Consider the following 24,091-nt stretch of genomic DNA (forward strand, 5'->3'; position numbering starts at 1 on the left):
GGCCCCCCAGGGCCCGGGGTGGTTCCCTGAAGGTGCCCCCCAACGGGTGACGGTCCGCGTACGCTGGGCGTTTGCTCGGGCGGCGGTGCCCGGCCCCGTGTTTTCGTGACGCGCATGCCGACCGGACACGAAGAGCAGCTGGACCGCGAGCGGGACCAGGCCAGGTCCGTCGACCGCAAGGGCGGACCCGGGCACACCGTGCTGCTCGCCCTCGCGCTCGCCGTGCCCGCCCTGAAGGTCGCGTACACGGTCGGCGGCGGCTCCCACGTGCGGGACGTCTTCGTCGGGATGGAGCCGGGCAACTGGCCCGACGTGCTGCTCGGCATGGTGCTGACCGAGCCGCTCCTCGGCTGCGTCCTCGGCGTCGTCGTCTCCCGCGTCGTGTTCGCGCTGTTCGCGGCGCGCGGGGCCGTGCCCAAGGGCGACGGATTCGTGCGCACGCTGCGCCGGATCGCGCTGACCGTGGTCAATCCGCTGGCCGTCGGCGTGATCGCCGCCTGCTGCTACGGAGGGTGGTGGGGCCTGGTGACGGGTCTGGCCGCGTTCGCGCTGCGCGAGGGCGTCGTCGTCGAGTACCGGGCGGGGCGGCGCGGCCGGCACCACCACGACACCGCGTACGAGCCGCCGTGCTGGCTGCGCCGCGCCGCCCGCTCCGAGCAGTGGGTCGCGGCGGCGCTGACCGTCGTCGTGCTGCCGCTGCTCGCCGTCGGGGTGTCCCTGGACGGGCGGGCGTGGACGTCGGTCCTGGAGTGCCAGGTGCAGGACGGCACGGAGACGGGCACGCAGCGGCTCGTCGAACTGGGCCGCAAGGGGAACGGCGTCGTGGGCTGGAGCCTCGACCGCGAGGAGATCGTCAACGGCACCGGCTGCACCGACACGGGTTCCCTGCGGGTGCGTGCCGCGTGGTGGAACTCCTGAGCCGTCGGGAGGGGCTAGTCCCCCCGCGCGGCCCCGGAAATCCTTCGTCCCTGCGCGCCCGGCCCGGTACGGTCTCGACCGAGTCACCCGTTCACCCCCGTAGAGAGAAGGTCCCGTCCATGGCATGTCGTATCAGTGAACTCGTGCTCGGCTGCCGCAGTCCCGAGGTGCTGGCGCGGTTCTGGTGCGAGGTCCTGGACTTCGTCGTGCTCGACCGCGAGGGGGCCGACATGGTCGAGATCGGCCCGCGCGAGGGCTTCGGCGGCCCGCAGCCGACGATCATCCTCAGCCGCCGGGACGAGCCGGAGCCCGGCAAGACCCGGCTGCACATCGACGTCAACGCCACCGACCGCGACCAGGACGCCGAACTGGAGCGCCTCCTGAAGCTCGGCGCCCGCCCGGCCGACATCGGCCAGACCGGCGAGGAGCAGTGGCACGTCCTCCAGGACCCGGAGGGCAACGAGTTCTGCCTGCTGAAGGCCCGCCTCAACCCGCTCTGACGAGGCAGTCAGTCCGCCGGCACCGCGCACGCCCGCAGCACCATGAGCGCGTCCTCCCGGGTCGCGGTCATCGCGAAGGGGAAGCGGTCGAGTTCGAGGCAGAGGGGGACGTCGTCGGGGTGGGATCCCTCGCGTACGCCCTCCGTCAGCTCGGCCGCGGCGCGGGAGTCGGCGGCGCGGCGCAGGAAGCCGGCCGGGTCCGGGGCGGATCCGGCGGCCCGGTGCGCGATGTACTGGGCGCAGGCCAGGTCCTCGTCGGCCCGGCCGTCCTCGCCGGTGACCACGAACGTGACCGCGTCGGCGCCGTGCCCGCGCAGCAGGCGGGCCGTCGCCTCCGCCACCACGAAGCCCGCGCACAGCACCAGCCGGGCGTCGCGGACCGCGAGGGCGCCCACCGTGCCGGCCGTGGTCTTCTGCACCACGGTCCGCCCGGTGAGGTCGGCCGAGCGCAGCATCCCCGGGGAGTTCACGGCGTCGAAGCCGGGTGCGGGTGCGCCGTCCTTGAGGGCCACCCAGTCCGGGTGCCGGGACTTGAGGGCGAGGGCCTCGTCGAGCGAGCCGGCCAGCACGATCTTGTCGGCGCCCCGGCCGAAGGCCCAGGCGGCGACGGTGTAGGCGCGCATGACGTCCACCACGACGGCCACGGAGGGGACTTCGGCCAGCTCGGTCAGCTCGGGGATGCCGAGGAATCGGGTGTCCATGGCGATCATGATGGCCGGTGCCCGTGATCCCACGCCACACTCTTGTCGCGTCCACGCCCCTCTGCCATTCTCCGGCGGATGGACATCACCCGTAGACGTCTGCTCAGCGTGCTGGCCGCCACCGGAGTGCTCGCCACCGTGCCCACCGGGTGGGCGAGCGCCGCCGAGGTGGCGGACGGGGTGGAGCGGCTGCTCGCCAACACCGTCGCCGTGTTCGCGGGCACGGCCGACTCCAACTCCCGTACGGAGACGGCGGGCAAGGTCGCCGCGATCGAGAAGACCGCGCGGACGAACCTCGCCGCCCTGGACGCGGCGTCCGGCGCCGACGAGCTCTTCCCCGGGCTGCCGCTGGGCACCAGCGACCCGAACCTCAACACGACGTACCAGCGCGTCTACGAGATGGCCCTGGCCACCCGGACACCCGGCATATCCCCTGATCTGTACGGGAGTTCGGCCGTCCAGGACAAGGTCGTCGACGCCCTGGCCTGGCTCCACGAGCACTACTACGGCGACCAGTCCGCCGGCTACTACGGCAACTGGTTCTACTGGGAGATCGGCCTCTCGCAGCACATCAGCAAGACGCTGGTGCTGCTCGCGGACCGCGCCCCCGCCGACCTCGTCCGCACCTACGTGGCCTCCATGGACGCGTATCTGCGCAACGGCAAGGACGGCGACGTCGACCTCGACTCGCGGTTCCACACCGGCGCGAACCTCGCCGACATCACCACGAACCGCATCCTCCAGGGCGCCCTCACCGCGGACGAGGCCCGGATCCGCAAGGCGCTCACGGACCAGCTCACCGTCTTCGCGACGATCGACCCGTACGCCCTGAACCACGGCGTGACGGACGGCTATTACGCCGACGGCTCGTTCATCCAGCACGCCTCCGTCGCGTACACGGGCTCGTACGGGAAGGGCCTGCTCAGCCGGGTCGTGCAGACGCTGAAGATCCTCGACGGGACCGGGTTCGCGCACGGCGGCGAGCTGGTGCCGACCGTGTTCGGGTGGGTCCGCGACGGGTTCGCGCCGCTCATCTTCGAGGGCTGGATGATGGAGGCGGTGAAGGGCCGCGCGGTCTCCCGCACGGGCACCGGCTACGCGGACGTGGCGACGGTCGTCGAGGCGGTCGTCGACCTGGCGTCGCTGGCCGAGGGCGAGTCGTCGACGGCGCTCAGGGCGTACGTGAAGCACATCCGGGCCACGTCACGGGCCGCGCTCGACCCGACGTCGTTCGTCTCCCCGCAGAGCGTCGTCCGGTACGCCGACATCCTCGCAGACACCGCGGTCCCCGCCGCCGACCTGAACCCGCCCGCCCGCTCGGCCGCCCTCAACGCGATGGACCGCACCGTGCACCGGCGCCCCGGCTACGCGTTCGCGCTGTCCCGCAGCTCGGCGCGGATCAGCAAGTACGAGTACATGAGCGGCGAGAACCTGATGCCCTGGTTCCAGGGCGACGGCGCGCACCACCTCTACCTGTCGGGCCAGGACCAGACGCAGGCGTTCGGCGTCGACTACTTCACGACCGTCTCCCCCTACGGCCTCGCGGGCGTCACCGCGCCGGTCGAACACCGCGGCACGGTCCCGGAGTTGTACGCGGGCAAGCTCTTCTACGACAACCCGTCCCACCCGCTGAACTTCACGGCGTCGTCAGAGTCGCAGAACGCGTACGTCTACTTCCCGACGGCGACGCAGGCCCACTCCGGCGGGGCGGTGCTCGGCGCGTACGGCGCGGTCGGCTGGGTGGCCTCGGACGACGTGCCGTGGCGCGACAAGCGGGCCGGGATCCTGCCGGACGACTTCGTGGTGTACCGCGGCGCGCGGGCGACGAAGTCGTGGTTCCTGCTGGACGACGAGATCGTGGTGCTCGCGGCCGGTGTCGGGGACGCGCCCGGCGGGGGCCGGGCGGTGACGACGACCCTCGACGCGCGGATCGCGGCGGCGGGCGACGCGGTGACCGTGACCGAGGGCGAGGACTGGGTGCGCTGGGCGAACGCGACAAGCGGCATGGCCGTCGGCTACGTCCACCTCGGCGGACCGCGCCCGAAGGCCCGCCTCGACACGGTGACGCGCAGCCGCCGCGTCGTACGCACCTCGAACCCCGACACGTCGGTGACGAAGCAGGTCTTCTCCCTGACGGTCGAGCAGCCGGCGGGCTCCCGCCCCACCGCGTTCGCCTGCGCCCTGCTCCCGAACGCGACCTCAGCGGCGGTCCGCGCCACCACGCCCGTCGAGGTCCTCACCAACACCCCGCGCCTCCAGGCCGTCCGGCACCGCGCCCTCGGCCTGACCGCCCTCAACACCTTCACCTCCGGCACCCACCACACGGCCGGCCTCGCCGTCGAGGGACCCGCGTCGGTCCTGGTCAGGCGGCAGGGCAAGGAGGTGACGGTCGCCGTGTCCGACCCGACGACCGGACGGGACGAGGTGAGCGTCGTGCTGCGCGGCCCGGCGCTGCGCAAGGTCGCGGGCGACGACGCGGTCCGGGCCACCCGGGTCCCCGGCGGCACCCGCCTCACGGTCCGCACGCACCACGCCTACGGCCGGAGCTTCTCGGCGACCCTGCGGTAGCCGGGGGCCTCAGAACTCGGCCGTCTCCAGATCGAAGCCGAGGGGTTCGGGGAGGAACACGGCGAGGCCGAGCTTGTACGACGCCTTCTTCGCGTAGTCGTCGCCCTCCGGCTCGGAGCAGACCGTGGCCTGCCCGGCCTCGCGGTCGATGAGGAGGTAGACGGGGATGCCGGCGCGGGCGTAGCCGCGGATCTTCTTGACGCGGTCGTTGCCCGCCGTGGAGTCGGAGGTCACTTCGACGGCCATCAGGACGGCCGACGCGTCGTGCCACTCCTCTTTGTTGTCGAAGGTTCCCTTGGGGGCGACGACGAGGTCGGGGATGACGTGGCCGGTCTGGGAGGCGCCGGGGACGTTGAGGCCGATGCCGGTGTAGTTGCGCAGTTCCTCGCCTGGCTGGCGCAGGGTCACCTGGCGGTTGACCTCGGACACGTACTCTTCGTGCTCACCGTTCGCCGGAGGCGTCACGTGGATCTCCCCTTCGATCAACTCCACGTGCCACCCCTCGGGGGTCGCCGCGCTGACCTGAGTGAAGGCCTCCTCGACGTCCCGCGCGTCAAGACGCCCGGAACGCACGGGCGGGTGCTCCGGAACCGGCAGAGCTGCCATGACAGACCTCCTCCTTCGCTCAGCGCGACGCTCCCAGAGTAGGCCGTGGCTGTTCCAGGGCACCTGTGATCGTTCACCCGATCGGGCATGCAGGCACGTTTCCCCAGCTCAGCGCCCTACTCGTCCGCCTCCAGGTCCCCCTCGGTCTCCAGGTACACCTGGCGCAGCGCCGCCAGGACCTGCGGGTCCGGCTTCTCCCACATGCCGCGGGACTCGGCCTCCAGGAGACGCTCGGCGATGCCGTGCAGGGCCCAGGGGTTGGCCTCCGAGAGGAACTGGCGGTTCGTCTCGTCGAGGACGTAGGTCTCCGTGAGCTTGTCGTACATCCAGTCGGCGATGACGCCGGTCGTCGCGTCGTAGCCGAACAAGTAGTCCACGGTGGCGGCGAGTTCGAAGGCGCCCTTGTAGCCGTGGCGGCGCATCGCCTCGATCCACTTGGGGTTGACGACGCGGGCCCGGAAGACGCGGCTCGTCTCCTCGACGAGGGTGCGGGTGCGGACCGTCTCGGGGCGGGTGGAGTCGCCGATGTACGCCTCGGGGGCCGTGCCGCGCAGTGCGCGGACCGTGGCCACCATGCCGCCGTGGTACTGGAAGTAGTCGTCGGAGTCGGCGATGTCGTGCTCGCGGGTGTCCGTGTTCTTGGCGGCGACCGCGATGCGCTTGTAGGCCGTCTCCATCTCGGTACGGGCCGACCGCCCCTCCAGGCCGCGGCCGTACGCGTAGCCGCCCCACACCGTGTAGACCTCCGCCAGGTCGGCGTCGGTGCGCCAGTCCTTGGAGTCGATCAGCTGGAGCAGGCCCGCGCCGTACGTGCCCGGACGCGAGCCGAAGATGCGGGTCGTGGCGCGGCGCTCGTCGCCGTGCTCGGCGAGGTCGGCCTGGGTGTGGGCGCGCACGTGGTTGATCTCGGCGGGCTCGTCGAGGGACGCGGCGAGCCGGACGGCGTCGTCGAGGAGGCCGATCGTGTGCGGGAACGCGTCGCGGAAGAAGCCGGAGATGCGCAGCGTCACGTCGATGCGCGGACGGTTCAACTCCTCGTGGGGGATGGGCTCCAGGCCCGTCACCCGGCGCGACGCGTCGTCCCAGACGGGGCGGATGCCGAGCAGCGCGAACGCCTCCGCGACGTCGTCGCCCGCCGTGCGCATGGCGCTCGTGCCCCACAGGGAGAGGCCGACGGAGGTCGGGTACGCCCCGTCGTTGTCCTGCCGGTACCGCTCGACGAGGGAGTCGGCGAGCGCCTGGCCCGTCTCCCATGCCAGCCGGGACGGGACCGCCTTCGGGTCGACCGAGTAGAAGTTGCGGCCGGTCGGCAGGACGTTCACCAGTCCGCGCAGCGGCGACCCGGACGGGCCCGCGGGCACGAACCTGCCGTTCAACGCGCGGACGGCGTGGTCGAGTTCGTCGGTGGTCCGCTCCAGGCGGGGCACGACCTCGCGGGCCGCGAAGTCGAGGATCGCGGCGACGTCCTCGTGCACCGCGTCCGGGACGGCCGCCGCGTCCCAGCCGGCCGCCTCCATCGCCTCGACGAGGGCGCGGGCCTCCAGCTCGATCCGGTCCGCCTCGGTGCGGGTCGCCGCCGACTCGTCCAGGCCGAGCGCCTCCCGCAGCCCCGGCAGGGCCTGCGTGCCGCCCCAGATCTGCCGGGCACGGAGGATGGCGAGGACGAGGTTGACGCGGTCGTCGCCCTGCGGGGCGCCGCCGAGTACGTGCAGGCCGTCGCGGATCTGGACGTCCTTGATCTCACAGAGCCAGCCGTCGAGATGCATGATGAAGTCGTCGAAGCCCTCGTCCTCGGGCCGGTCCTCGACCCCCAGGTCGTGGTCGAGCTTCGCGGCCTGGATGAGGGTCCAGATCTGGGCGCGGATCGCCGGGAGCTTCGCCGGGTCCATGGACGCGATCTGGGCGTGCTCGTCGAGGAGCTGCTCCAGGCGGGCGATGTCGCCGTAGCTGTCCGCGCGGGCCATCGGCGGCACCAGGTGGTCGATGAGCGTGGCGTGCACGCGGCGCTTGGCCTGGGTGCCCTCGCCCGGGTCGTTCACCAGGAACGGGTAGACGAGCGGCAGGTCGCCGAGGGCCGCGTCGGGGCCGCAGGCCGCGGACAGGCCCGCGTTCTTGCCGGGCAGCCACTCCAGGTTGCCGTGCTTGCCCAGGTGGATCATCGCGTCGGCGCCGAACCCGCCGTCGTCCGCGGCCGCGGCGATCCAGCGGTACGCCGCCAAGTAGTGGTGGGACGGCGGGAGATCGGGGTCGTGGTAGATCGCGATCGGGTTCTCGCCGAAGCCGCGCGGCGGCTGGATGAGGATCAGCAGGTTCCCGCGGCGCAGCGCGGCGAGGACGATGTCGCCCTCCGGGTTGCGGCTGCGGTCGAGGAACATCTCGCCGGGCGGCGGGCCCCAGTGCCGCTCGACGCCGTCGCGCAGCTCCTGCGGCAGCGTCACGTACCAGCGCTTGTAGTCGGCGGCCGGAATGCGGACGGGGTTGCGGGCGAGCTGCTCGTCGGTCAGCCACTCCTGGTCGTGGCCGCCCGCCTCGATGAGGGCGCGGATCAGCTCGTCGCCGTCGCCGGAGACGAGACCGGGGATGTCCTCGGCGGGGCCGAAGTCGTAGCCCTCCTCGATCAGCCGGCGCAGCAGCGCCACCGCGGACGCGGGGGTGTCGAGGCCCACCGCGTTGCCGATCCGGGAGTGCTTCGTCGGGTACGCGGACAGCACGAGCGCCAGCCGCTTGCCGGCGGCCGGGATGTGCCGGAGGCGGGCGTGCCGCACGGCGATCCCGGCGACCCGGGCCGCGCGCTCGGTGTCGGCGACGTACGCCGGGAGCCCGTCCTCGTCGATCTCCTTGAAGGAGAACGGGACGGTGATGAGGCGGCCGTCGAACTCGGGCACCGCGATCTGGCTCGCCGCGTCCAGCGGGGAGACGCCCTCGTCGTTCTCCTCCCAGTCGGCGCGGGAGGACGTCAGGCACAGGGCCTGGAGGATCGGGACGTCGAGCTGCGTGAGCGCACCCGCGTCCCACGACTCGTCGTCGCCGCCGGCGCTCGCCTCCGCCGGGCGGGTGCCGCCGGCCGCGAGGACCGTCGTGACGATCGCGTCGGCGGCGCCCAGCGCGTCGATCAACTCGGCCTCGGGGGCGCGCAGCGACGCCACGTACAGCGGCAGCGGCCGGGCGCCGGCGCGCTCGATCTCGTCGCAGAGGGCGTGCACGAAGGCCGTGTTGCCGCTCATGTGGTGGGCGCGGTAGTAGAGCACGGCGACCGTCGGGCCGTCGGCCGCGGCGGGCGTGCGCTCCAGCGGGCCCCAGGTCGGCGCGGCGGCCGGGGGTTCGAAGCCGTGGCCGGTGAGCAGCACGGTGTCGGAGAGGAACCGGGCCAGCTGCTCCAGGTTCGCGGGACCGCCGTGCGCCAGGTAGGCGTGCGCCTCGGCGGCGATGCCGACCGGGACCGTGGAGGCCGCCATCAGCTGGGCGTCGGGGGCCTGTTCACCACTGAGCACGACGAGCGGGACGCGGGCGGCGGTCAGCCGGTCGATGCCGTCCTGCCAGGCGCGGACCCCGCCGAGCAGCCGGACGACGACCAGTTCGACGCCGTCGAGCAGCGCGTCCAGATCGTCGAGCGGGAGCCGGGACGGGTTCGCGAAGCGGTACGTGACCGGGGCGCCGGCGAGGGAGTTCGCCGCGCGGGCGCTGAGCAGATCGGTGTCGGACGTCGACAGGAGCAGGAGCTGCTGGGGCATGCGTCGTCTGGCCTTCCTCGGGGTGTCCGCGCCCCGGGTGGTGTCGGACGGCGGGAGTTCCTGGCTCACCCCCGGTGGGGGTTCACAGTGGCGGGACCGCGCCGGAATCGCACCGGGCTTCCTCCCCTGTCGCCGTCGCTGGCGATGTTGTTCCCTGCATCGTACGGGTCCGGGCCATGACCTGGTACGGGATGCCCGTCACAGGGCGATGGGTATGCTCCCCGGCATGCCCGACTCCCCCATACCCCCTGATCCCGGTACGTCCGTTACGTCCCGGGGCGACGCCTGCCCGGGCGCGCTGCGGCTGCACGCCGCGGACGACGGGTTCCTGGCGCGGGTGCGGATCCCCGGCGGGGTGCTGGCGGTGCCGCGGGCGCGGGCGCTCGGCGCGGCGGCGGGGCGGCTCGGGGACGGCGTGCTGCACCTCACCTCGCGCGGCAACGTCCAGCTCAGGGGCCTGCGGGACGGGTGCGGCGGCGAGTTGGCCGAGCTGCTCGGTGCGGCCGGGCTGCTGCCGTCGGCCGCGCACGAGCGGGTCCGCAACGTGGTGGCGTCGCCGATGTCCGGACTCGACGGGCGCGGCCACGTCGACGTACGGGACTGGCTGACCGGTCTCGACGCGGCGCTGTGTGCGAGTTCCGTCACTCCGGAGCTGTCCGGGCGGTTCCTGTTCGCGCTCGACGACGGCCGCGGCGATGTCGCTGCGCTGGCTCCCGATGTCCTGCTGCGGGGCCTCCCCGACGGTTCGGCCCTCCTCCGCCTCGCCACGGAGCCGGCCGGCCTCCGCCTCCCGTACGAGACGGCCGCCCGGGCGGCGGTCCTGGCCTCGGAGGTCTTCGCGGAATCGGCCCGCGAGGTGACCGGTCGGCGGGTGTGGCGTGTCCGCGAACTGGGCCTGGCAGAGGGTGAGTTGATGGCAAGAGTGGGTGACCGGCTTCATGGGGCCGGCTTGGCATGGGCCCCCGCAAGGGGCGCGGGGAACGGCGCGCTCAGCCACGACGGCGCCGCACCCGCCGACGCATCAGCAACCGGCAACGGCGCGAAGCCCACGGGGCTCCGCCCCGGACCCCGCTCCTCAAGCGCCGGAGGGGCTGAGATGTTCCCTCCGTTCGGGACCATCACCGCCGCCCAGTGGGCCGAGTTGACCGACCGGGCCGCCCAACTCCCGCAACAGGAAATACGGTTGACCCCCTGGAGGGGCATCGTCATTCCCGGCGCCGAGCCGACCGCAACAGAACCGACCCCCTGGACCCGCGTAGCGGCCTGCATCGGACGCCCCGGCTGCGCCAAGTCGCACGCCGACGTCCGCGCCGACGCCACCGCCCACCTCGCCGACGCCCACCCCGACCTCCCCACGTACTGGTCCGGCTGCGAGCGCCGCTGCGGCCGGCCCACCGGCCCGTACGTGGACGTCGTGGCCCGGCCCGACGGCACATACGACATCAACCACCCCCACCCCGCAACCAGTTGAGAGAGCCGAACCTCGTGTATGACTACGAGAAGGACGGCGCGGCGATCTACCGCGAGTCCTTCGCCACCATCCGCGCCGAGGCCGCGGACGGCCTCGCGGGCCTGCCCGCCGACGTCGCCCAGGTCGCGGTCCGCATGATCCACGCCTGCGGCCAGGTGGATCTCGTACAGGACATCGGCCACTCGGCCGGCGTCGTGGCGAAGGCCAGGGCCGCCCTGCGCGCCGGTGCGCCGATCCTCTGCGACGCCCACATGGTCGCCAGCGGCGTCACCCGCAAGCGGCTGCCCGCCGACAACGAGGTGATCTGCACGCTCCGGGACGACGCGGTCCCCGGCCTGGCCGCGGAGTTGGGCACCACCCGCAGCGCCGCCGCCCTCGAACTGTGGCGGGACCGGCTCGACGGTGCCGTCGTCGCCATCGGCAACGCGCCCACCGCCCTCTTCCACCTGCTGGAGATGATCGGCAAGGGCGGGCCCCGGCCCGCCGCCGTCCTCGGCATCCCCGTCGGCTTCGTCGGCGCCGCCGAGTCGAAGGACGCGCTCGCCGCGAACGACCTGGGCCTCGAGTACCTGGTCGTCCGGGGCCGCCGCGGCGGCAGCGCCATGACGGCCGCCGCGCTCAACGCCATAGCGACCGAGGTGGAGATCCAGGCATGAGCAACGCACCTGTGGCCAAGGGCCGGTTGTACGGGGTCGGGCTCGGGCCCGGCGACCCGGAGCTGATGACGGTCGCCGCCGTGAAGGCGATCGCGTCGGCCGACGTCATCGCCTACCACTGCGCGCGCCACGGCCGGTCCATCGCCCGCTCGATCGCCGCGGAGCACATCCGCGAGGACCAGATCGAGGAGCGGCTGATGTACCCGCTCACCGTGGAGACCACCGACCACCCCGGCGGCTACCGGGGCGCGCTCGACGACTTCTACGCCGAGGCCGCCGCGACGCTCGCCGCGCACCTCGACGCGGGCCGCACGGTCGCGGTGCTCGCCGAGGGCGACCCGCTGTTCTACGGCTCGTACCAGCACATGCACAAGCGGCTCGCGGACCGGTACGAGGCGACCGTGATCCCCGGGGTGACCTCCATCAGCGCCGCCGCGGCCCGCCTCGGCGAGCCGCTGTGCGAGGACAGGGAGACCCTCACGATCATCCCGGGCACGCTGCCCGAGGACGAGCTGGCCGCACGCGTCGCCGCCGCCGACTCGGCCGTCGTGATGAAGCTGGGGCGTACCTTCACCAAGGTCCGTGCCGCGATGGAGAGTTCGGGCCGGCTCGACGACGCCCGGTACGTCGAGCGGGCCTTCATGGCGGGTGAGCGGACCGGCCGCCTCGCGGACATCGACCCGGACTCGGTCCCGTACTTCTCGGTGGCCGTGCTGCCCTCCCGGATCGACGCGACGTCCGTCGTGGACCCCGACCCGGCGCGCGGCGAGGTCGTCGTGGTCGGCACGGGTCCGGCCGGTGCGCCCTGGCTCACCCCCGAGTCGCGCGGCGCGCTCGCGGGCGCCGACGACCTCGTCGGCTACACCACGTACCTGGACCGCGTGCCGGTCCGCCCGGGGCAGACCCGGCACGGTTCGGACAACAAGGTGGAGTCGGAGCGCGCCGAGTTCGCGCTCGACCTGGCGCGGCGCGGGCGGCGCGTGGCGGTCGTCTCCGGCGGCGACCCGGGCGTCTTCGCGATGGCCACGGCGGTCCTGGAGGTGGCGTCGCAGGACGCCTACACGGACGTGCCGGTGCGCGTGCTGCCCGGAGTGACCGCGGCCAACGCCGCGGCGGCGAAGGCGGGTGCCCCGCTCGGCCACGACTACGCGACGCTCTCCCTGTCGGACCGGCTCAAGCCGTGGGAGGTCATCGCGGAGCGGCTGCGCGCGGCCGCGGCGGCGGACCTGGTCCTGGCGCTGTACAACCCGGGCTCCCGCAGCCGTACCTGGCAGGTCGGCAAGGCCCGCGAGCTGCTCCTCGAAGTACGGCTGCCCGACACCCCGGTGATCCTCGCCCGCGACGTCGGCGGCCCGGAGGAGAGCGTGCGCGTCGTCCGCCTCGCCGACCTCGACCCGGCCGTCGTCGACATGCGGACGCTGCTGATCGTCGGCTCGTCGCAGACACAGGCCTCTGTGCGCGGTGACGGGCGGACGGTGGCATGGACGCCGCGCCGGTACCCCGAGGTGGATTCAAGCCCCTCCGGCGTGTGAGGAGCGGGGTCCGGGGCGGAGCCCCGTGCCGTCGAGCCACGCGGTCGCTTCCGGCACGGTGGCCGCCACCGGGATCCCCGGCGGAGCCGGTGGGCGGCGGACGACGACGACCGGGATGCCCGCCTCCCGCGCGGCGACCAGCTTGGGCGCGGTCGCGGCGGCGCCGCTGTCCTTGGTGACGAGGACGTCGATGCGGTGCCGGGCGATGACGTCGCGTTCCCCGTCGAGCGTGAACGGGCCGCGGTCCAGCAGCACCTCCATGTGCGGCGGGAACGGCGGCTCGGGCGCGTCCACGGACCGTACGAGGAAGTGGGCGTCGTCGACGTGCGCGAACGCGGCGAGGCCCATCCGCCCGGTGGTGAGGAAGACCCGGCCCGCGCCCCGTACGGCCTGCGCGGCGTCGGCCAGCGAGGCGACCTCGCGCCAGTCGTCGCCGTCGCCCGGCACCCAGCCGGGCCGGCGCAGCGCGAGCAGGGGAACATGGGCGGTGGCGGCCGCCTCGGCCGCGTTGAAACTGATCGTCTCGGCGAAGGGATGGGTGGCGTCGATGACCGCGTCAACCGCGTGCGCCCGCAGCCACTCCGCCAGCCCCTGGGCGCCGCAGAACCCGCCGACCCGCACCTCACCGGGCGGCAGCCGGGGCGCGGCGACCCGGCCCGCGAGGGAGCTGGTGACCTGCGTGCCGGGCTCCGGGACCAGTGCTTCGGCGAGCCGCCGCGCCTCGGTCGTCCCGCCGAGGATCAGAACGTGCATCGGGGAACTCCATGGGTGACATGACTGAGCCGAAAGGGGGTCGCGGGGCCCAACTCAAGCACACGGGCCTGCGGCCCGGCTGGACGACCGGGGCCTGCGCGACGGCGGCGACCACGGCCGCGTACACGGCGCTGCTGACCGGCGACTTCCCCGACCCGGTGACGATCACGCTGCCGAAGGGCCAGACGCCGTCGTTCGCCCTCGCGGTGGAGTCCCGCGACGCGGAGTCGGCGACGGCGGGCGTGGTGAAGGACGCCGGCGACGACCCGGACGTCACCCACGGCGCGCTCGTCCGCGCCACGGTCCGCGCCCTGCCGCCCGGCTCCGGCGTCGTGTTCCGCGCGGGCCCCGGCGTCGGCACGGTCACCCGCCCCGGCCTCCCGCTCCCCGTCGGCGAACCGGCGATCAACCCGGTGCCCCGCGAGATGATCCGCACGCACGTCGCGCAGGTCGCGGCGGACCACGGCGGCACCGGGGACGTGGAGGTCACCGTCTCCGTGGACCACGGCGAGGAGATCGCCCGCTCGACGTGGAACCCGCGCCTGGGCATCCTCGGCGGGCTGTCGATCCTCGGCACCACGGGCATCGTCGTGCCGTACTCCTGCTCGGCGTGGATCGACTCGATCCGCCGGGGCGTGGACGTGGCCAGGGCGGCGGGCCGCACCCACGTGGCGGGCTGCACGGGCTCCACGTCGGAGAAGACGGTGGTCCGTGAGCACGACCTGCCCGAGGACGCGCTGCTGGACATGGGCGACTTCGCGGGCGCCGTCCTCAAGTACATCCGCCGTCACCCGGTGGACCGGCTCACGCTCTGCGGCGGCTTCGCGAAGCTGTCGAAGCTGGCGGCGGGCCATCTGGACCTGCACTCGGCCCGCTCCCAGGTCGACAAGGGCTTCCTGGCGGAGCTGGCCAGGCGCGGCGGCGCGTCCGAGGCGCTGGCCCGCGAGGTGGCCGAGGCCAACACGGGCCTCGCCGCCCTCCAGTCCTGCACGGCGGCCGGCGTCCCGCTCGGCGACCTGGTCGCCGCCGAGGCCCGCGACCAGGCGCTGCTCGTGCTGCGCGGCGCCCCGGTCGCGGTCGACGTGATCTGCATCGACCGGGCCGGGAACGTGGTGGGCCGCAGCACCGTCCGGTAGGGACGGCCGGTTCAGCAGACGTGCCGGTCGCGCTCCGCCGAGTAGAGGTGGCTGTCGCGGAACTGGGAGGCGGCCAGGGTCCGGCCGACCAGGATGACCGCGGTGCGCAGCACGCCCGCCGCCTTCACCTGGTCCGCGATGTCGCCGAGCGTGCCGCGCAGCACGAGTTCGTCGGCGCGGCTGGCGTAGGCGACGACGGCGGCCGGGCAGTCGGCGCCGTAGTGCGGGAGGAGCTCCGCCACGATGCGGTCGGCGTAGCGGGCGCCCAGGTGCAGGACCAGGAGCGCGCCGCTCGCGCCGAGCGTCGCCAGGTCCTCGCCGGGCGGCATCGGGGTGGCCTGCTGCGCGATGCGGGTGAGGATGACCGTCTGGCCGACGGTCGGGACGGTCAGCTCCCGCTTCAGGGCCGCTGCCGCCGCCGCGAACGCGGGGACGCCGGGGACCACCTCGTACGGGATGCCGTGGCCGTCCAGGCGGCGCATCTGCTCGGCGACGGCGCTGAAGACGGACGGGTCGCCGGAGTGCAGGCGGGCCACGTCGAGGCCCGCCTCGTGGGCGGCCACCAGCTCCCGCTCGATGGCGTCCAGGTCGAGGTTCGCCGTGTCGATCAGCCGGGCGTCCGGCGGGCACTCGGCGAGGAGTTCGCGGGGGACGAGCGAACCGGCGTAGAGGCACACCTGGCAGGACGCGAGGGTGCGCGCGCCGCGCACGGTGATCAGGTCGGCGGCGCCGGGGCCCGCCCCGACGAAGTAGACGGTCATCGTTCCTCAACCCCAGTCTTCGTTACGGACCATTGCGTGACCGGCATCGCCTGCCGCCATCCCGTGAACCCGCCGACCGGCACCGCGTGCGCGACGGAGAGCTTCGTCAGGTCGCCGCCGTGGCGCCGGTACCAGGTGGTGAGCAGCGCCTCGGATTCGAGCGTCACCGTGTTCGCGACGAGGCGGCCGCCCTCGGCGAGCGCCGCCCAGCACGTGTCCAGGAGGCCGGGCGCCGTGAGGCCGCCGCCGATGAACACCGCGTCAGGGGCGGGCAGTCCGTCGAGCGACTCCGGTGCCGGGCCCGTCACGACGTGCAGGCCGGGGACGCCGAGCCGGGCCGCGTTGCGGGCGATCCGGTCCGCCCGGCGCGGGTCCCGCTCCACCGCGTACGCCCGGCACGACGGGTGGCTGCGCATCCACTCCACGCCGATCGATCCGGAGCCGCCGCCGACGTCCCACAGAAGTTCCCCGGGCGCCGGGGCGAGCGCGGCGAGGGTCACGGCGCGGACGTGGCGCTTGGTGAGCTGGCCGTCGTTCTCGTACGCGGCGTCGGGCAGGCCGGGCACCGCGCCCAGGCGCAGCGCCCCGGCGGCCCGGACGCAGTCGACCGCGATCACGTTCAGCGGGTCGCCGGGCCCGTGCGTCCACTGCTCGGCGACGCCCTCGTACGCCGACTCGGCCTCCGCGCCCAGCTGTTCCAGGACGGTGAGGCGGCTCGGCCCGAAGCCCCGGTCGGCGAGCAGCGCGGCGACCTCGGCGGGGGTGTCCGCGCCCGCCGACAGGACGAGGATCCGGCGGCCGTCGTGCAGGGCGGCGGCGAGCCGGTCGGCGGGGCGGCCGACCAGCGTGACCACCGCGGTCTCCTCCACCGGCCAGCCGAGCCGCGCGCAGGCGTACGCGACGGAGGAGGGGTGGGGCAGGACGCGCAGGGCCGCGGCGCCGACGGTCTCGGTGAGGGTCCGGCCGATCCCGTAGAACATGGGGTCCCCGCTGGCGAGGACCGCGAGGCGGCGCCCCCGGAACCGGTCGAGGAGGCCGGGCACCGCGGGCCGCAGCGGTGACGGCCACGGCACCCGCTCGGCCGGGCACTCGGCGGCGGGCAGCAGCGCGAGCTGACGCGGGCCGCCGACGACGGCGTCCGCCTCCCGCAGGGCCGCCCGGGACGCCTCCGGCAGTCCCGGCCAGCCGTCGGCGCCGATCCCGACCACGGTCGCCGCGGGTGGGGCGGGGTTCGCGGGAGTCACTGCCTGGTACCTCGTGCGGGGTGCGTCATGCTCGGGAGGGTGACGAGAAGTCAAGGGAGCCGCACTCTATCGGGCGACAGCGGCGCCCCCGCCGACGCCCCTGGAGCGCCGATGTCCCGCACCCGCCTCACCGGCCGTCCCGCACCGATCATGCCGAGCCGTGACCTCGCGCTGACGATCTCCTTCTACGCGGACCTCGGCTTCGCGGTCGACGGCCACTACCCCGACGACGGCTATCTGATCCTGCGGCGCGACGACGTGGAACTGCACTTCTTCCACGCCCCCGACACCGACCCGCTGAGCACGGCGCACGCCCTGTACCTGCGGCTCGACGAGGGCGCGCACGTCGTGGACGCGCTGTGCGAGGAGTGGCGGGCGACGGGTCTGAGCACCGACCCGTACGCGACGCCGCGGCTCGTCGAACCGGACGACACGGTGTACGGGATGCGGGAGTTCGCGCTCGTCGACCTCGACGGGAACCTGCTGCGGGTCGGGTCGGGCCTGGAGGCCACCGAGGGCTGACGCAGGGCCGGGACGGGGCCGGGGCCGACGCGCCGCCCGGCCGCCCGGTCCCCGTGCGGGCCTCCTCCACGGTGTTACCTCAGGGGACCACCGAGCGGGAGGAGCGGACGGACATGGCGAGGTACGGGGCGGCGCGGGCCTGGATCGTGTCCGCCGTGGTGCTGGGGGCGTCGGCGGCGCTGCCGGGCACGGTGACACCGGCGAGCGCGGCGGACGACGACGCCACGGTGCACGCCTCCGTCGTGTGGCCGGTCGTCGCGACCCCGCACATGACGGCGGCGGCGCTCGGTTCCGGCTCGTCCGCGCAGGCGGTCTTCGACGCCGACACGCTCGCCGGTCTGTTCGCGGACGGCGGGCGGCTGCGCGAGGTCGTCGACGCGGGCAAGGGCCGCGAGGTCAGCTGGGTCGTCGACCCGGACCTGGTGATCGCCGCGCAGGCGATGGCGAACGGCTACCGGGTCGCGGACAGCGCCGGCTCCAGCAATCCGCAGGACAGTTCGCAGGGCGCCGGCCAGAGCGCGGCGCGGACCTGGCTGGCTCATCTGAAGGACGCGGTCGAGGGCCGTGACGTGTGGCTGCTGCCGTACGCGGACACGGACCTCGCCTCGCTGGCCCATCACCCGGGGCCCGACACCGACGATCTGACGGAGGTGGTGGCGGGGCTCGCGGACGGCGCGAAGGAGCAGGTCGACCGGATCCTCGGCACGGGGACACGGGCGGGCCTCGGCTGGCCGGCGGGAGGCGCACTCGACTCCGAAGTGACCGCGCTGAGCGCAAAGTTGGGGGTGACGCGGCTGCTCGCCTCGGGGGCGGGGCTCGCTCCGGCGGGCGCCGATCCGGTGACCCTGGGCAGCGGCGACGACGCGCAGACCGCGCTCCCGTACGACACGGACCTGACGACGGCGCTGTCCCGCATCGAGGACGCGGACCCGACGGCGAGCCCGTCCCCGAGCCCGTCGCCGTCGCCCTCACCGACCGGCACCGACGACGCGTCGCCGTCCCCCTCGCCGTCCCCGGCGGAGCCGGGCGACGCCGACAGCCCCGACCCGGCGGCGGTCACCCGGATCACCGCGCTCCTGAAGGCGAACACCCGCCCCGTCCTCGTACCGCCCCGCGATCTGTCCGGCACGGCGGCGCAGACGCTCGGTGCGGCGCTCGACGCCGGCACCGACGACGGCTGGCTGGACCTGGAGGGCATCCGCACGTCGGACGACGATCCGGTGGACGGCGCGGCCGGCGCGAGCGCGGACTACCCGTCCCGGCTCCGGTCCACCGAGCTGACGGCCGCTCAACTCACCGCCGTGGCAGGCGATCTGGACGGTCTGGCGACGCTGTCGAAGGTGCTCGCCGATCCGAAGACCACCACGGCGTCCGTGCACGCGGCGATGGCCCGCGCCCTGTCCACGGCCTGGCGGGACACGGACGACGGCGAGCAGGAGACGTTCCAGCAGCGCACGTCCGCGTTCCTGTCGACGTCGGTCGCGTCGCTTCGGCTGGTCCCGAAGACCACCGTCACGCTCACCTCGGGCGACGCGACGATCCCGGTGACGGTCGACAACGCGCTGCAGCAGCCGGTGTCCGGGCTCGAACTGCGCCTGACGTCCAGCGACGCGGAGCGCCTGCGGGTCAACGACGGGAAGCTGTCGGTGGAGGCGGCGGGCTCGGCGAGCCACACCTCGCCCATCCGCGTCACCGCGAAGGCCAACGGCAAGGCGGAGCTGACGGCCCGCCTCTACACGACCAGCGACGGCCGGCCGTGGGGCGAGCCGATGACGTTCGACGTGGACGTCACGTCGGTGTCGTCGGGGGCGATCGCCGTGGTGGCGACGGGGATCGGGCTGATCGTGCTGGCGGCGGCGTTCCGGATGCGGCGGGTGCGCAGGCGGCGCGGGGCGCAGCAGGCAGGGGGCCCACAGGACACGGGCGACACGGACGGCACGGGCGGCACGGGTGGCACCGGGGGCTCCGCGGGTCAGGACTGAGTCCGGGCCTTCGCCTCGCTGCGGCGCAGCGTCCGCAGGATCACCCACTGGTCGCCCCATCCCATGGCCGTACCGAGCACGGCCATCACGGTGCCGACGGCGACCCCGCCGGCGGCCGTGCCCAGGGCGAAGCCGAGGGCGCCGAGCCCGGCGCGCACCGCGAAGCGGACGGCGACCAGGCCGACGGCGAGGAACCGGGTCCGCTTGTTCTTCCACAGGGCCCGCATCAGCCGCATCCGGGTCCGCAGCACGGTCAGCGTGAGGGTGAGGTTGACGATCAGCACGATCGGGATCACCCAGTACACGGCCGGGTAGGCGCGGGCGACGTCGAAGACGCCGGCGAGGCAGCCCATGATCGGGAAGTACCAGGTGGGCAGTCCCTTGAAGTCGGTGCCCCGCATGACCTGACCCGTAGCCGTCTCGCCGCTCATGTCCCAGCCCCCTGTGCCGTCCGTGGTGTGTGGTCCGTTTCCGGTACCACTGAGCTTCGTGGACGGGGGGCGGGTCCCGGCAGAGCGAGGCGTCCTCACCCTGCCGGTACAAATGTCACCGGCCGGCGCCGGCCCGTCAGTCGGCGTCGTCGGCCTTCTGCACGGCCGCCTTCGCGTCCACGACGCCCAGGCCCAGCTTGGCGATGTTCTTCGGGTTGGCGGCGGTGTCCCGGATCGTGGAGATGATCTCGTCGGGCTTCAGGCCCTCGTCGTGCAGGAGCGCGGCGACGGCCGCGACGTAGGGCGAGGCCATCGAGGTGCCGGACAGCTCGCCGTATCCCGAGGTGTCCTTCAGGGTCTCCTTCGTCCTGTACGTCGGGAGCGTGGAGAGGATGTCGACGCCGGGGGCCGAGACGGCCTGCTCCGCACCGAAGTTGGAGAAGTCCGCGGCCGTGCCCGCCTGGGTGCTGGCGCCGACGACGAGAACGGGTGTCTGCACCTTGTACGGCTGGGTGTCCGCGCCGTCGTTGCCGGCCGCGGCGACGACGACCGCGCCCTTGTCGTGGGCGTGCTGGATGGCCTGGTTGAGGATGCCGCCCTGCAGCAGGTTCGACATCAGCGGGCCTTCGCCGAGGGAGAGGTTGATGACGTCGGCGCCGTGGTCGGCGGCCCAGACGATGCCCTTGGTGATGTTCGCGTTGGAGCCGCTGCCGTCGGCGCCGAGCACCCGCACCGGCATGATCTTGGCGCCGGGGGCGCCGCCCGCGATGCCCACGCCGTTGTCGGTGTGCGCGGCGGCGATGCCGGAGACGTGCGTGCCGTGGCCGTTCAGGTCCTTGGGCTCGTCGTCGTTGTCGACGAAGTCGTAGCCGTCGACCAGCCGGCCCTTGAGGTCCGGGTGGTCGAGGTCGGCGCCGCTGTCGACGACCGCGATGACCGTGTCGTCGCCCTTGGACGTGTCCCAGGCGTCGGGCAGCTTGATCGCGTCGAGCGCCCACTGGTCGTCCCGCATCGGGTCCGGCTTGCTGTCGTCGCCGCAGGCGGTGGCGAGGAGGAGGGTGGCTGCCAGGCAGAGGGCGAGAGGTGTACGGGTGCGCATGCTCCGAGCGTGCGGTCGGCCCCCGCCTCACGCATGTGGGGGCGGGCCGTGTGGGTTACCGCCGTGCGGCCTGCTCCCAGTCCGGCGTCCAGTGGTCCGCGGGACGCGCGCCCGCGTACTCCCGCGCCAGGTACGCGCGCAGCGCCGTCAGGCCCGGGTGCGGATTGTCCGCGCGCCACAGCAGGGAGTGCGGGTACACCGGCATCGGATCGCGGACGGGGATCGTCCGCAGGTCGAGGCCCGCCGGGTACGCCAGCGGGGTGCGCGGCCCCATGAACGTGGCGGCCGTCGCCGACCCCGCCACCGTCTGCAACAGGTAGTCCGAGCCGAACGAGGGGCCCGACGTGTCGATGTCGAGCCGGAACTCCCGCGCCAACTCGGCGTAGTACGCGGCCCATTCGCTGCCCTCCGCGAGCCCCGGCATCGAGATGCGGTGCCCGGCGAGGTCCGCCATCGCCACGGTCTCCGCGCCGGCCAGCGGATGCCCGGTCCCGGTGACGAGCAGCATCGGCTCGTCGTACACGCGCGTGCTGCGCACCCCGGACGGCAGCTGGTCCTCGGGGACGCGGCGCGCCCAGAACCCGGCGTCCAGGTTGCCGTCGCGCACGGCGGCGAGCACGGCCCGGCCGTCGGCGGCGGTCGCCACCACGTCGAGGGCGACGTCGGGGTGCTCGCGGTGGAAGTCCTGGACCAGCCCGGCGACGCTCACCCGGGTCCCCATGACGTCGACCCGCAGCGGCCGCCGCCCCGGCGCCACCGCCCCGGCCGCCCGCTCCACGGCGCGCACCACGGCCTTGGCGTGCGGCAGGAACGCCTGCCCGTCGAGGGTGAGCCGGGCGCCCCGCGGGGTGCGGGTGAACAGGCGGACGCCGAGCTGCCGCTCCAGTGCGGCGATCCGCTTGGAGGCGGCCTGCTGGCTCACGCCGAGCTCCTGCGCGGCGATCTGGATCTGCCCCTCGTCGGCGACGGCGACGAAGGTGCGTACGGCTTCGACATCCACCTCGCCATACAACCACGGGTTGTACGGTCCGGCCGTGTCGGTTGTTTGATCGGCCCCCTGCCGCGCCGCTTGGATCGCAGCTCATGAGGGTGAGGCTCGGGCGGGACTTCGGATGGCTGTGGGCGGCGTACACCGCGAGCACGGCGGGAACCTGGCTGGCGCTCGACGCCTTCCAGCTGATCGCGGTGCTCGTGCTGCACAGCGGGGCGGCGCAGGTGTCGTTCCTCTCGGCGGCGGGGCTCGCGATGGGGGCGCTGGTGGCGGTGCCGCTGGGGCCGTGGGTGGAGTTCCGGCACAAGCGTCCGGTGATGATCGCCGCGGACCTCGCCCGGTGCGCGGCGCTCCTGTCGCTGCCCGCCGCGTTCGCGCTCGGCGCGCTGTCGTTCGGCCACCTCGTGCTGGTGTCCGTGGTCGTCGCGGCGTCCGACATCGCCTTCAAGGCGGCGAGCGGCGCGTATCTGAAGCAACTCCTGGGCGGGGAACGGCTCCTGGTCGCCAACGGCCGGTTCGAGTCGACGCAGTGGACGGCGACCGCGGTCGGGCCGCCGCTCGGCGGGGCGCTGATCGGCGCGTTCGGACCGCTGACGACCGTCGTCCTGGACGCCGCCAGCTACGTCCTGTCCGCGCTCGGCCTCCGCGCGATCCGCACCCCCGAACAGCCGCCCGCCCCGCCCGCCCCACGGGACGCGCTCGGCCTCGGCGAGGGCTGGCGCCACATCCTCGGCCACCCGGTGCTGCGCCCCCTGTTCCTCAACACGGTCCTCGTCAACGGCCTGATCATGGTGGGCGCGCCGCTGGTCGCCGTCCTGATGCTCGGCGACCTCGGCTTCGCACCCTGGCAGTACGGGCTCGCCTTCGGCCTGCCGTGCCTCGGCGGCCTCGTCGGCTCCCGCCTCGCCCGTCCGCTGGCCGCCCGGTTCGGACAGCTGCGGGTGCTGTGGGTGAGCGCGGTGGCGCGGGTGGTCTGGCCGGTGGGCCTCGCGTTCATCGGCCCCGGCGCGGGCGGTCTGGCACTGGTCGTCGTGATCGAACTGGGCCTGATCACCTGCTGCGGCGTCTTCAACCCGGTCTACGCCACGTACCGCCTCCAGCAGACCGAGCCCGGCACGGTGGCCCGGGTCCTCACCGCCTGGTCGGTCACGGGCAGCGCGACGACCGCGGCGCTGACCCTGGCGTGGGGCGGGCTCGCGGCGCTCGTCGGCATCCGCCCGGCGCTGGCCGCGGCGGGCGTCCTGCTGCTGGCCACACCGCTGCTGCTGCGGCCGCTCGCCGGGGCCGGGCGGCCGCTGAGCGGGTGGCGCCGCCGGTCGACCGGGCCTGATCCCCGCCGCCACCCCTTCGGACCTCAGCGGATGCCCTGGCCTGCGGTTTTGTGCACAGTGGCGGCATGGCTGCCCCCTCCCCGCACTCGGGCCCCTACGGGACCGTGCCCCTGGTCCCCGGCGCCGAGCCGCTGCCCGAACTCGACATCCCGCCGCCCGGCCGGCAGAACCGCGCGGCGGTCCTGCTCCGCCTCCTGCTCCTCCTCCCGCACGCCGCCGTCCTGCTCGTCCTCTCCCTCGCGACGTTCTTCGTGGCGATCGGCGCGTGGTGCGCGGCCCTGCTCCTCGGCCGGCTGCCCGATCCGATGGAGCGCTGGCTGGGCGGATACCTCCGCTACGACACCCGGGTCAACGCGGCGGCGATGCTGCTGACGGGCCGCTACCCGCCGTTCGAACTGGCGGAACGGTCCGGTTACCCGGTCCAGGTGCGGCTGCACTCGACCGCGCTCAACCGGGCGGCCGTCCTCTTCCGCCTCCTCCTGGCGATCCCGGCGGCGCTCGTGTCGGCGCTGGCGACGGCGGGGTGGTGGGCGGTGTCGTTCGTGTCGTGGCTGGTGGTGCTGACGCTCGGCCGGATGCCGCTGCCGTTGTTCGAGGCGACGGCGGCGGTGCTGCGGTACCGGATGCGGCTGGGGGCGTACGTGCTGCTGCTCACGTCGGCGTACCCGAAGCGGCTGTTCGGGGATCAGGGGGCGGCGGATGCGGTGCTGGGCACGGTACGGGGGCCTTCGGCGACTCGGCCGTTGTTCGTGGGTGGGGTCGGGAAGGTGCTGGTGGGGGCGTTCCTGGTGCTGGGTCTGGCGGGCTGGTCCGCGAACACGCTGCGCTCGGCTTCCCCGGTCGAGGTGTCCACGGCGGTGCGGACGCCGTGAGGCTGGGTTTGGAGTGGCCGCACCCCTGACAGCACGGCTGCGCGCCGTAGCTGTGACTGCTTGATCGCCGGGTGCGGGTACGTCGTGGCTGGTCGCGCAGTTCCCCGCGCCCCTGAAAAGCACGGCCGCGCTTGATCGCCGGGTGCGGGTGCGTCGTGGTTGCTCGCGCAGTTCCCCGCGCCCCTGAGAGGCGCACTTCGTGCGCCGTCTTGAGGGGCGTCGCTGGGGCTGCGGCGGAGCCGCATGCTCCAGGGGCGCGGGGAACTGCGCGAGAAGCCCCACCGGC

Annotated in this window: 19 protein-coding genes, 1 pseudogene and 1 riboswitch; of the genes and pseudogenes, 11 read left to right on the forward strand and 9 right to left on the reverse strand. The window is 74.0% G+C overall.

The window, feature by feature from the left end; genetic code table 11:
• Window positions 1-114 precede the first annotated feature (114 nt).
• Together M4J07_RS12095 and M4J07_RS12100 are read left to right on the forward strand one after the other, a co-directional pair.
• Entirely contained in the window at window positions 115-918 is an 804-nt protein-coding gene (locus M4J07_RS12095; RefSeq protein ID WP_255970873.1) for a hypothetical protein, read from the forward strand.
• 119 nt (window positions 919-1,037) lie between these two features.
• Window positions 1,038-1,418: a VOC family protein gene (locus M4J07_RS12100; protein WP_255970875.1), complete on the forward strand. Its 381-nt coding sequence runs from the start codon at window positions 1,038-1,040 to the stop codon at window positions 1,416-1,418.
• An 8-nt stretch (window positions 1,419-1,426) separates the two neighbouring features.
• Here M4J07_RS12100 and M4J07_RS12105 read toward each other — a convergent pair whose 3' ends face one another.
• Window positions 1,427-2,119, reverse strand: a complete 693-nt coding sequence (locus tag M4J07_RS12105; protein ID WP_255970876.1) for a 2-phosphosulfolactate phosphatase — start codon at window positions 2,117-2,119, stop codon at window positions 1,427-1,429.
• A 78-nt stretch (window positions 2,120-2,197) separates the two neighbouring features.
• Between M4J07_RS12105 and M4J07_RS12110 the strand changes: the two genes are divergently transcribed.
• On the forward strand, window positions 2,198-4,687 hold the full coding sequence (locus tag M4J07_RS12110; protein ID WP_255970878.1) for a polysaccharide lyase family 8 super-sandwich domain-containing protein: 2,490 nt from the start codon (window positions 2,198-2,200) through the stop codon (window positions 4,685-4,687).
• A 9-nt stretch (window positions 4,688-4,696) separates the two neighbouring features.
• Here M4J07_RS12110 and M4J07_RS12115 read toward each other — a convergent pair whose 3' ends face one another.
• Together M4J07_RS12115 and cobN are read right to left on the reverse strand one after the other, a co-directional pair.
• On the reverse strand, window positions 4,697-5,293 hold the full coding sequence (locus M4J07_RS12115; RefSeq protein ID WP_255970880.1) for a Uma2 family endonuclease: 597 nt from the start codon (window positions 5,291-5,293) through the stop codon (window positions 4,697-4,699).
• Window positions 5,294-5,409: 116 nt separating this feature from the next.
• Window positions 5,410-9,024, reverse strand: a complete 3,615-nt coding sequence (gene cobN, locus M4J07_RS12120; protein ID WP_255970882.1) for a cobaltochelatase subunit CobN — start codon at window positions 9,022-9,024, stop codon at window positions 5,410-5,412.
• Between the two features lie 54 nt (window positions 9,025-9,078).
• A riboswitch (cobalamin riboswitch) is annotated at window positions 9,079-9,169 on the reverse strand.
• A gap of 81 nt (window positions 9,170-9,250) precedes the next feature.
• Here cobN and M4J07_RS12125 point away from each other — a divergent pair.
• From M4J07_RS12125 to M4J07_RS12135, 3 genes are read left to right on the forward strand one after another with little or no spacing between them, the layout of a single operon-like run.
• Entirely contained in the window at window positions 9,251-10,495 is a 1,245-nt protein-coding gene (locus M4J07_RS12125; RefSeq protein ID WP_255970884.1) for a cobalamin biosynthesis protein CobG, read from the forward strand.
• Window positions 10,496-10,509: 14 nt separating this feature from the next.
• Window positions 10,510-11,151 (forward strand): precorrin-8X methylmutase, encoded by a 642-nt coding sequence (locus tag M4J07_RS12130; protein WP_255970885.1) that lies wholly within the window; start codon window positions 10,510-10,512, stop codon window positions 11,149-11,151.
• On the forward strand, window positions 11,148-12,683 hold the full coding sequence (locus M4J07_RS12135) for a precorrin-2 C(20)-methyltransferase (protein WP_255970886.1): 1,536 nt from the start codon (window positions 11,148-11,150) through the stop codon (window positions 12,681-12,683). Before M4J07_RS12130 ends, M4J07_RS12135 begins: the two co-directional genes overlap by 4 nt.
• On the opposite strand, the gene M4J07_RS12140 is transcribed toward M4J07_RS12135, so the two are convergent.
• Window positions 12,663-13,436, reverse strand: a complete 774-nt coding sequence (locus M4J07_RS12140) for a cobalt-precorrin-6A reductase (protein ID WP_255970888.1) — start codon at window positions 13,434-13,436, stop codon at window positions 12,663-12,665. The genes M4J07_RS12135 and M4J07_RS12140 overlap by 21 nt on opposite strands.
• A gap of 20 nt (window positions 13,437-13,456) precedes the next feature.
• Between M4J07_RS12140 and M4J07_RS12145 the strand changes: the two genes are divergently transcribed.
• On the forward strand, window positions 13,457-14,572 hold the full coding sequence (locus tag M4J07_RS12145; protein WP_255970890.1) for a cobalt-precorrin-5B (C(1))-methyltransferase: 1,116 nt from the start codon (window positions 13,457-13,459) through the stop codon (window positions 14,570-14,572).
• A gap of 11 nt (window positions 14,573-14,583) precedes the next feature.
• Here the strand turns inward: M4J07_RS12145 and cobM are convergent, their stop codons facing one another.
• Together cobM and cbiE are read right to left on the reverse strand one after the other, a co-directional pair.
• Window positions 14,584-15,333 (reverse strand): precorrin-4 C(11)-methyltransferase, encoded by a 750-nt coding sequence (gene cobM / locus M4J07_RS12150; protein ID WP_255970892.1) that lies wholly within the window; start codon window positions 15,331-15,333, stop codon window positions 14,584-14,586.
• Window positions 15,330-16,577 carry a precorrin-6y C5,15-methyltransferase (decarboxylating) subunit CbiE gene (gene cbiE, locus M4J07_RS12155; RefSeq protein ID WP_255970894.1) on the reverse strand — a complete coding sequence of 416 codons (1,248 nt, stop codon included), beginning with the start codon at window positions 16,575-16,577 and terminating at the stop codon, window positions 15,330-15,332. The genes cobM and cbiE overlap by 4 nt, the downstream gene beginning before the upstream one ends.
• A 111-nt stretch (window positions 16,578-16,688) precedes the next feature.
• On the opposite strand from cbiE, the gene M4J07_RS12160 reads away from it, so the two are divergent.
• Together M4J07_RS12160 and M4J07_RS12165 are read left to right on the forward strand one after the other, a co-directional pair.
• Window positions 16,689-17,099: a bleomycin resistance protein gene (locus M4J07_RS12160; RefSeq protein WP_255970896.1), complete on the forward strand. Its 411-nt coding sequence runs from the start codon at window positions 16,689-16,691 to the stop codon at window positions 17,097-17,099.
• A gap of 113 nt (window positions 17,100-17,212) precedes the next feature.
• Complete coding sequence (locus M4J07_RS12165; protein WP_255970898.1) at window positions 17,213-19,081, forward strand: DUF6049 family protein; 1,869 nt, start codon at window positions 17,213-17,215, stop codon at window positions 19,079-19,081.
• Here the strand turns inward: M4J07_RS12165 and M4J07_RS12170 are convergent.
• The 3 genes from M4J07_RS12170 to M4J07_RS12180 all read right to left on the reverse strand — a co-directional run bounded on the left by M4J07_RS12170 (window position 19,072) and on the right by M4J07_RS12180 (window position 21,611).
• On the reverse strand, window positions 19,072-19,512 hold the full coding sequence (locus M4J07_RS12170; protein WP_255970900.1) for a hypothetical protein: 441 nt from the start codon (window positions 19,510-19,512) through the stop codon (window positions 19,072-19,074). The genes M4J07_RS12165 and M4J07_RS12170 overlap by 10 nt on opposite strands.
• A 136-nt stretch (window positions 19,513-19,648) precedes the next feature.
• Window positions 19,649-20,611 (reverse strand): S8 family peptidase, encoded by a 963-nt coding sequence (locus M4J07_RS12175; protein WP_255970902.1) that lies wholly within the window; start codon window positions 20,609-20,611, stop codon window positions 19,649-19,651.
• A gap of 55 nt (window positions 20,612-20,666) precedes the next feature.
• Window positions 20,667-21,611, reverse strand: a complete 945-nt coding sequence (locus tag M4J07_RS12180) for a LysR family transcriptional regulator (protein ID WP_255970904.1) — start codon at window positions 21,609-21,611, stop codon at window positions 20,667-20,669.
• 83 nt (window positions 21,612-21,694) lie between these two features.
• Between M4J07_RS12180 and M4J07_RS12185 the strand changes: the two are divergent.
• Window positions 21,695-22,870: pseudogene (locus M4J07_RS12185) on the forward strand (MFS transporter); the annotation flags it as partial.
• 167 nt (window positions 22,871-23,037) lie between these two features.
• Window positions 23,038-23,805, forward strand: a complete 768-nt coding sequence (locus tag M4J07_RS12190; RefSeq protein WP_308284748.1) for a DUF4389 domain-containing protein — start codon at window positions 23,038-23,040, stop codon at window positions 23,803-23,805.
• Window positions 23,806-24,091 lie beyond the last annotated feature (286 nt).

The organism is Streptomyces longispororuber (assembly GCF_024448165.1).
Taxonomy (GTDB): Bacteria; Actinomycetota; Actinomycetes; order Streptomycetales; family Streptomycetaceae; genus Streptomyces; species Streptomyces longispororuber_A.

Coding starts and splice junctions, on each gene's coding strand:
- M4J07_RS12095 (WP_255970873.1), top strand. CDS start 115: ATGCCGACCGGACACGAAGAGCAGCTGGACCGCGAGCGGGACCAGGCC.
- M4J07_RS12100 (WP_255970875.1), top strand. CDS start 1,038: ATGGCATGTCGTATCAGTGAACTCGTGCTCGGCTGCCGCAGTCCCGAG.
- M4J07_RS12105 (WP_255970876.1), bottom strand. CDS start 2,119: ATGGACACCCGATTCCTCGGCATCCCCGAGCTGACCGAGCTGGCCGAA.
- M4J07_RS12110 (WP_255970878.1), top strand. CDS start 2,198: ATGGACATCACCCGTAGACGTCTGCTCAGCGTGCTGGCCGCCACCGGA.
- M4J07_RS12115 (WP_255970880.1), bottom strand. CDS start 5,293: ATGGCAGCTCTGCCGGTTCCGGAGCACCCGCCCGTGCGTTCCGGGCGT.
- cobN (WP_255970882.1), bottom strand. CDS start 9,024: ATGCCCCAGCAGCTCCTGCTCCTGTCGACGTCCGACACCGATCTGCTC.
- M4J07_RS12125 (WP_255970884.1), top strand. CDS start 9,251: ATGCCCGACTCCCCCATACCCCCTGATCCCGGTACGTCCGTTACGTCC.
- M4J07_RS12135 (WP_255970886.1), top strand. CDS start 11,148: ATGAGCAACGCACCTGTGGCCAAGGGCCGGTTGTACGGGGTCGGGCTC.
- M4J07_RS12140 (WP_255970888.1), bottom strand. CDS start 13,436: ATGCACGTTCTGATCCTCGGCGGGACGACCGAGGCGCGGCGGCTCGCC.
- M4J07_RS12145 (WP_255970890.1), top strand. CDS start 13,457: ATGACTGAGCCGAAAGGGGGTCGCGGGGCCCAACTCAAGCACACGGGC.
- cobM (WP_255970892.1), bottom strand. CDS start 15,333: ATGACCGTCTACTTCGTCGGGGCGGGCCCCGGCGCCGCCGACCTGATC.
- M4J07_RS12160 (WP_255970896.1), top strand. CDS start 16,689: ATGTCCCGCACCCGCCTCACCGGCCGTCCCGCACCGATCATGCCGAGC.
- M4J07_RS12165 (WP_255970898.1), top strand. CDS start 17,213: ATGGCGAGGTACGGGGCGGCGCGGGCCTGGATCGTGTCCGCCGTGGTG.
- M4J07_RS12170 (WP_255970900.1), bottom strand. CDS start 19,512: ATGAGCGGCGAGACGGCTACGGGTCAGGTCATGCGGGGCACCGACTTC.
- M4J07_RS12175 (WP_255970902.1), bottom strand. CDS start 20,611: ATGCGCACCCGTACACCTCTCGCCCTCTGCCTGGCAGCCACCCTCCTC.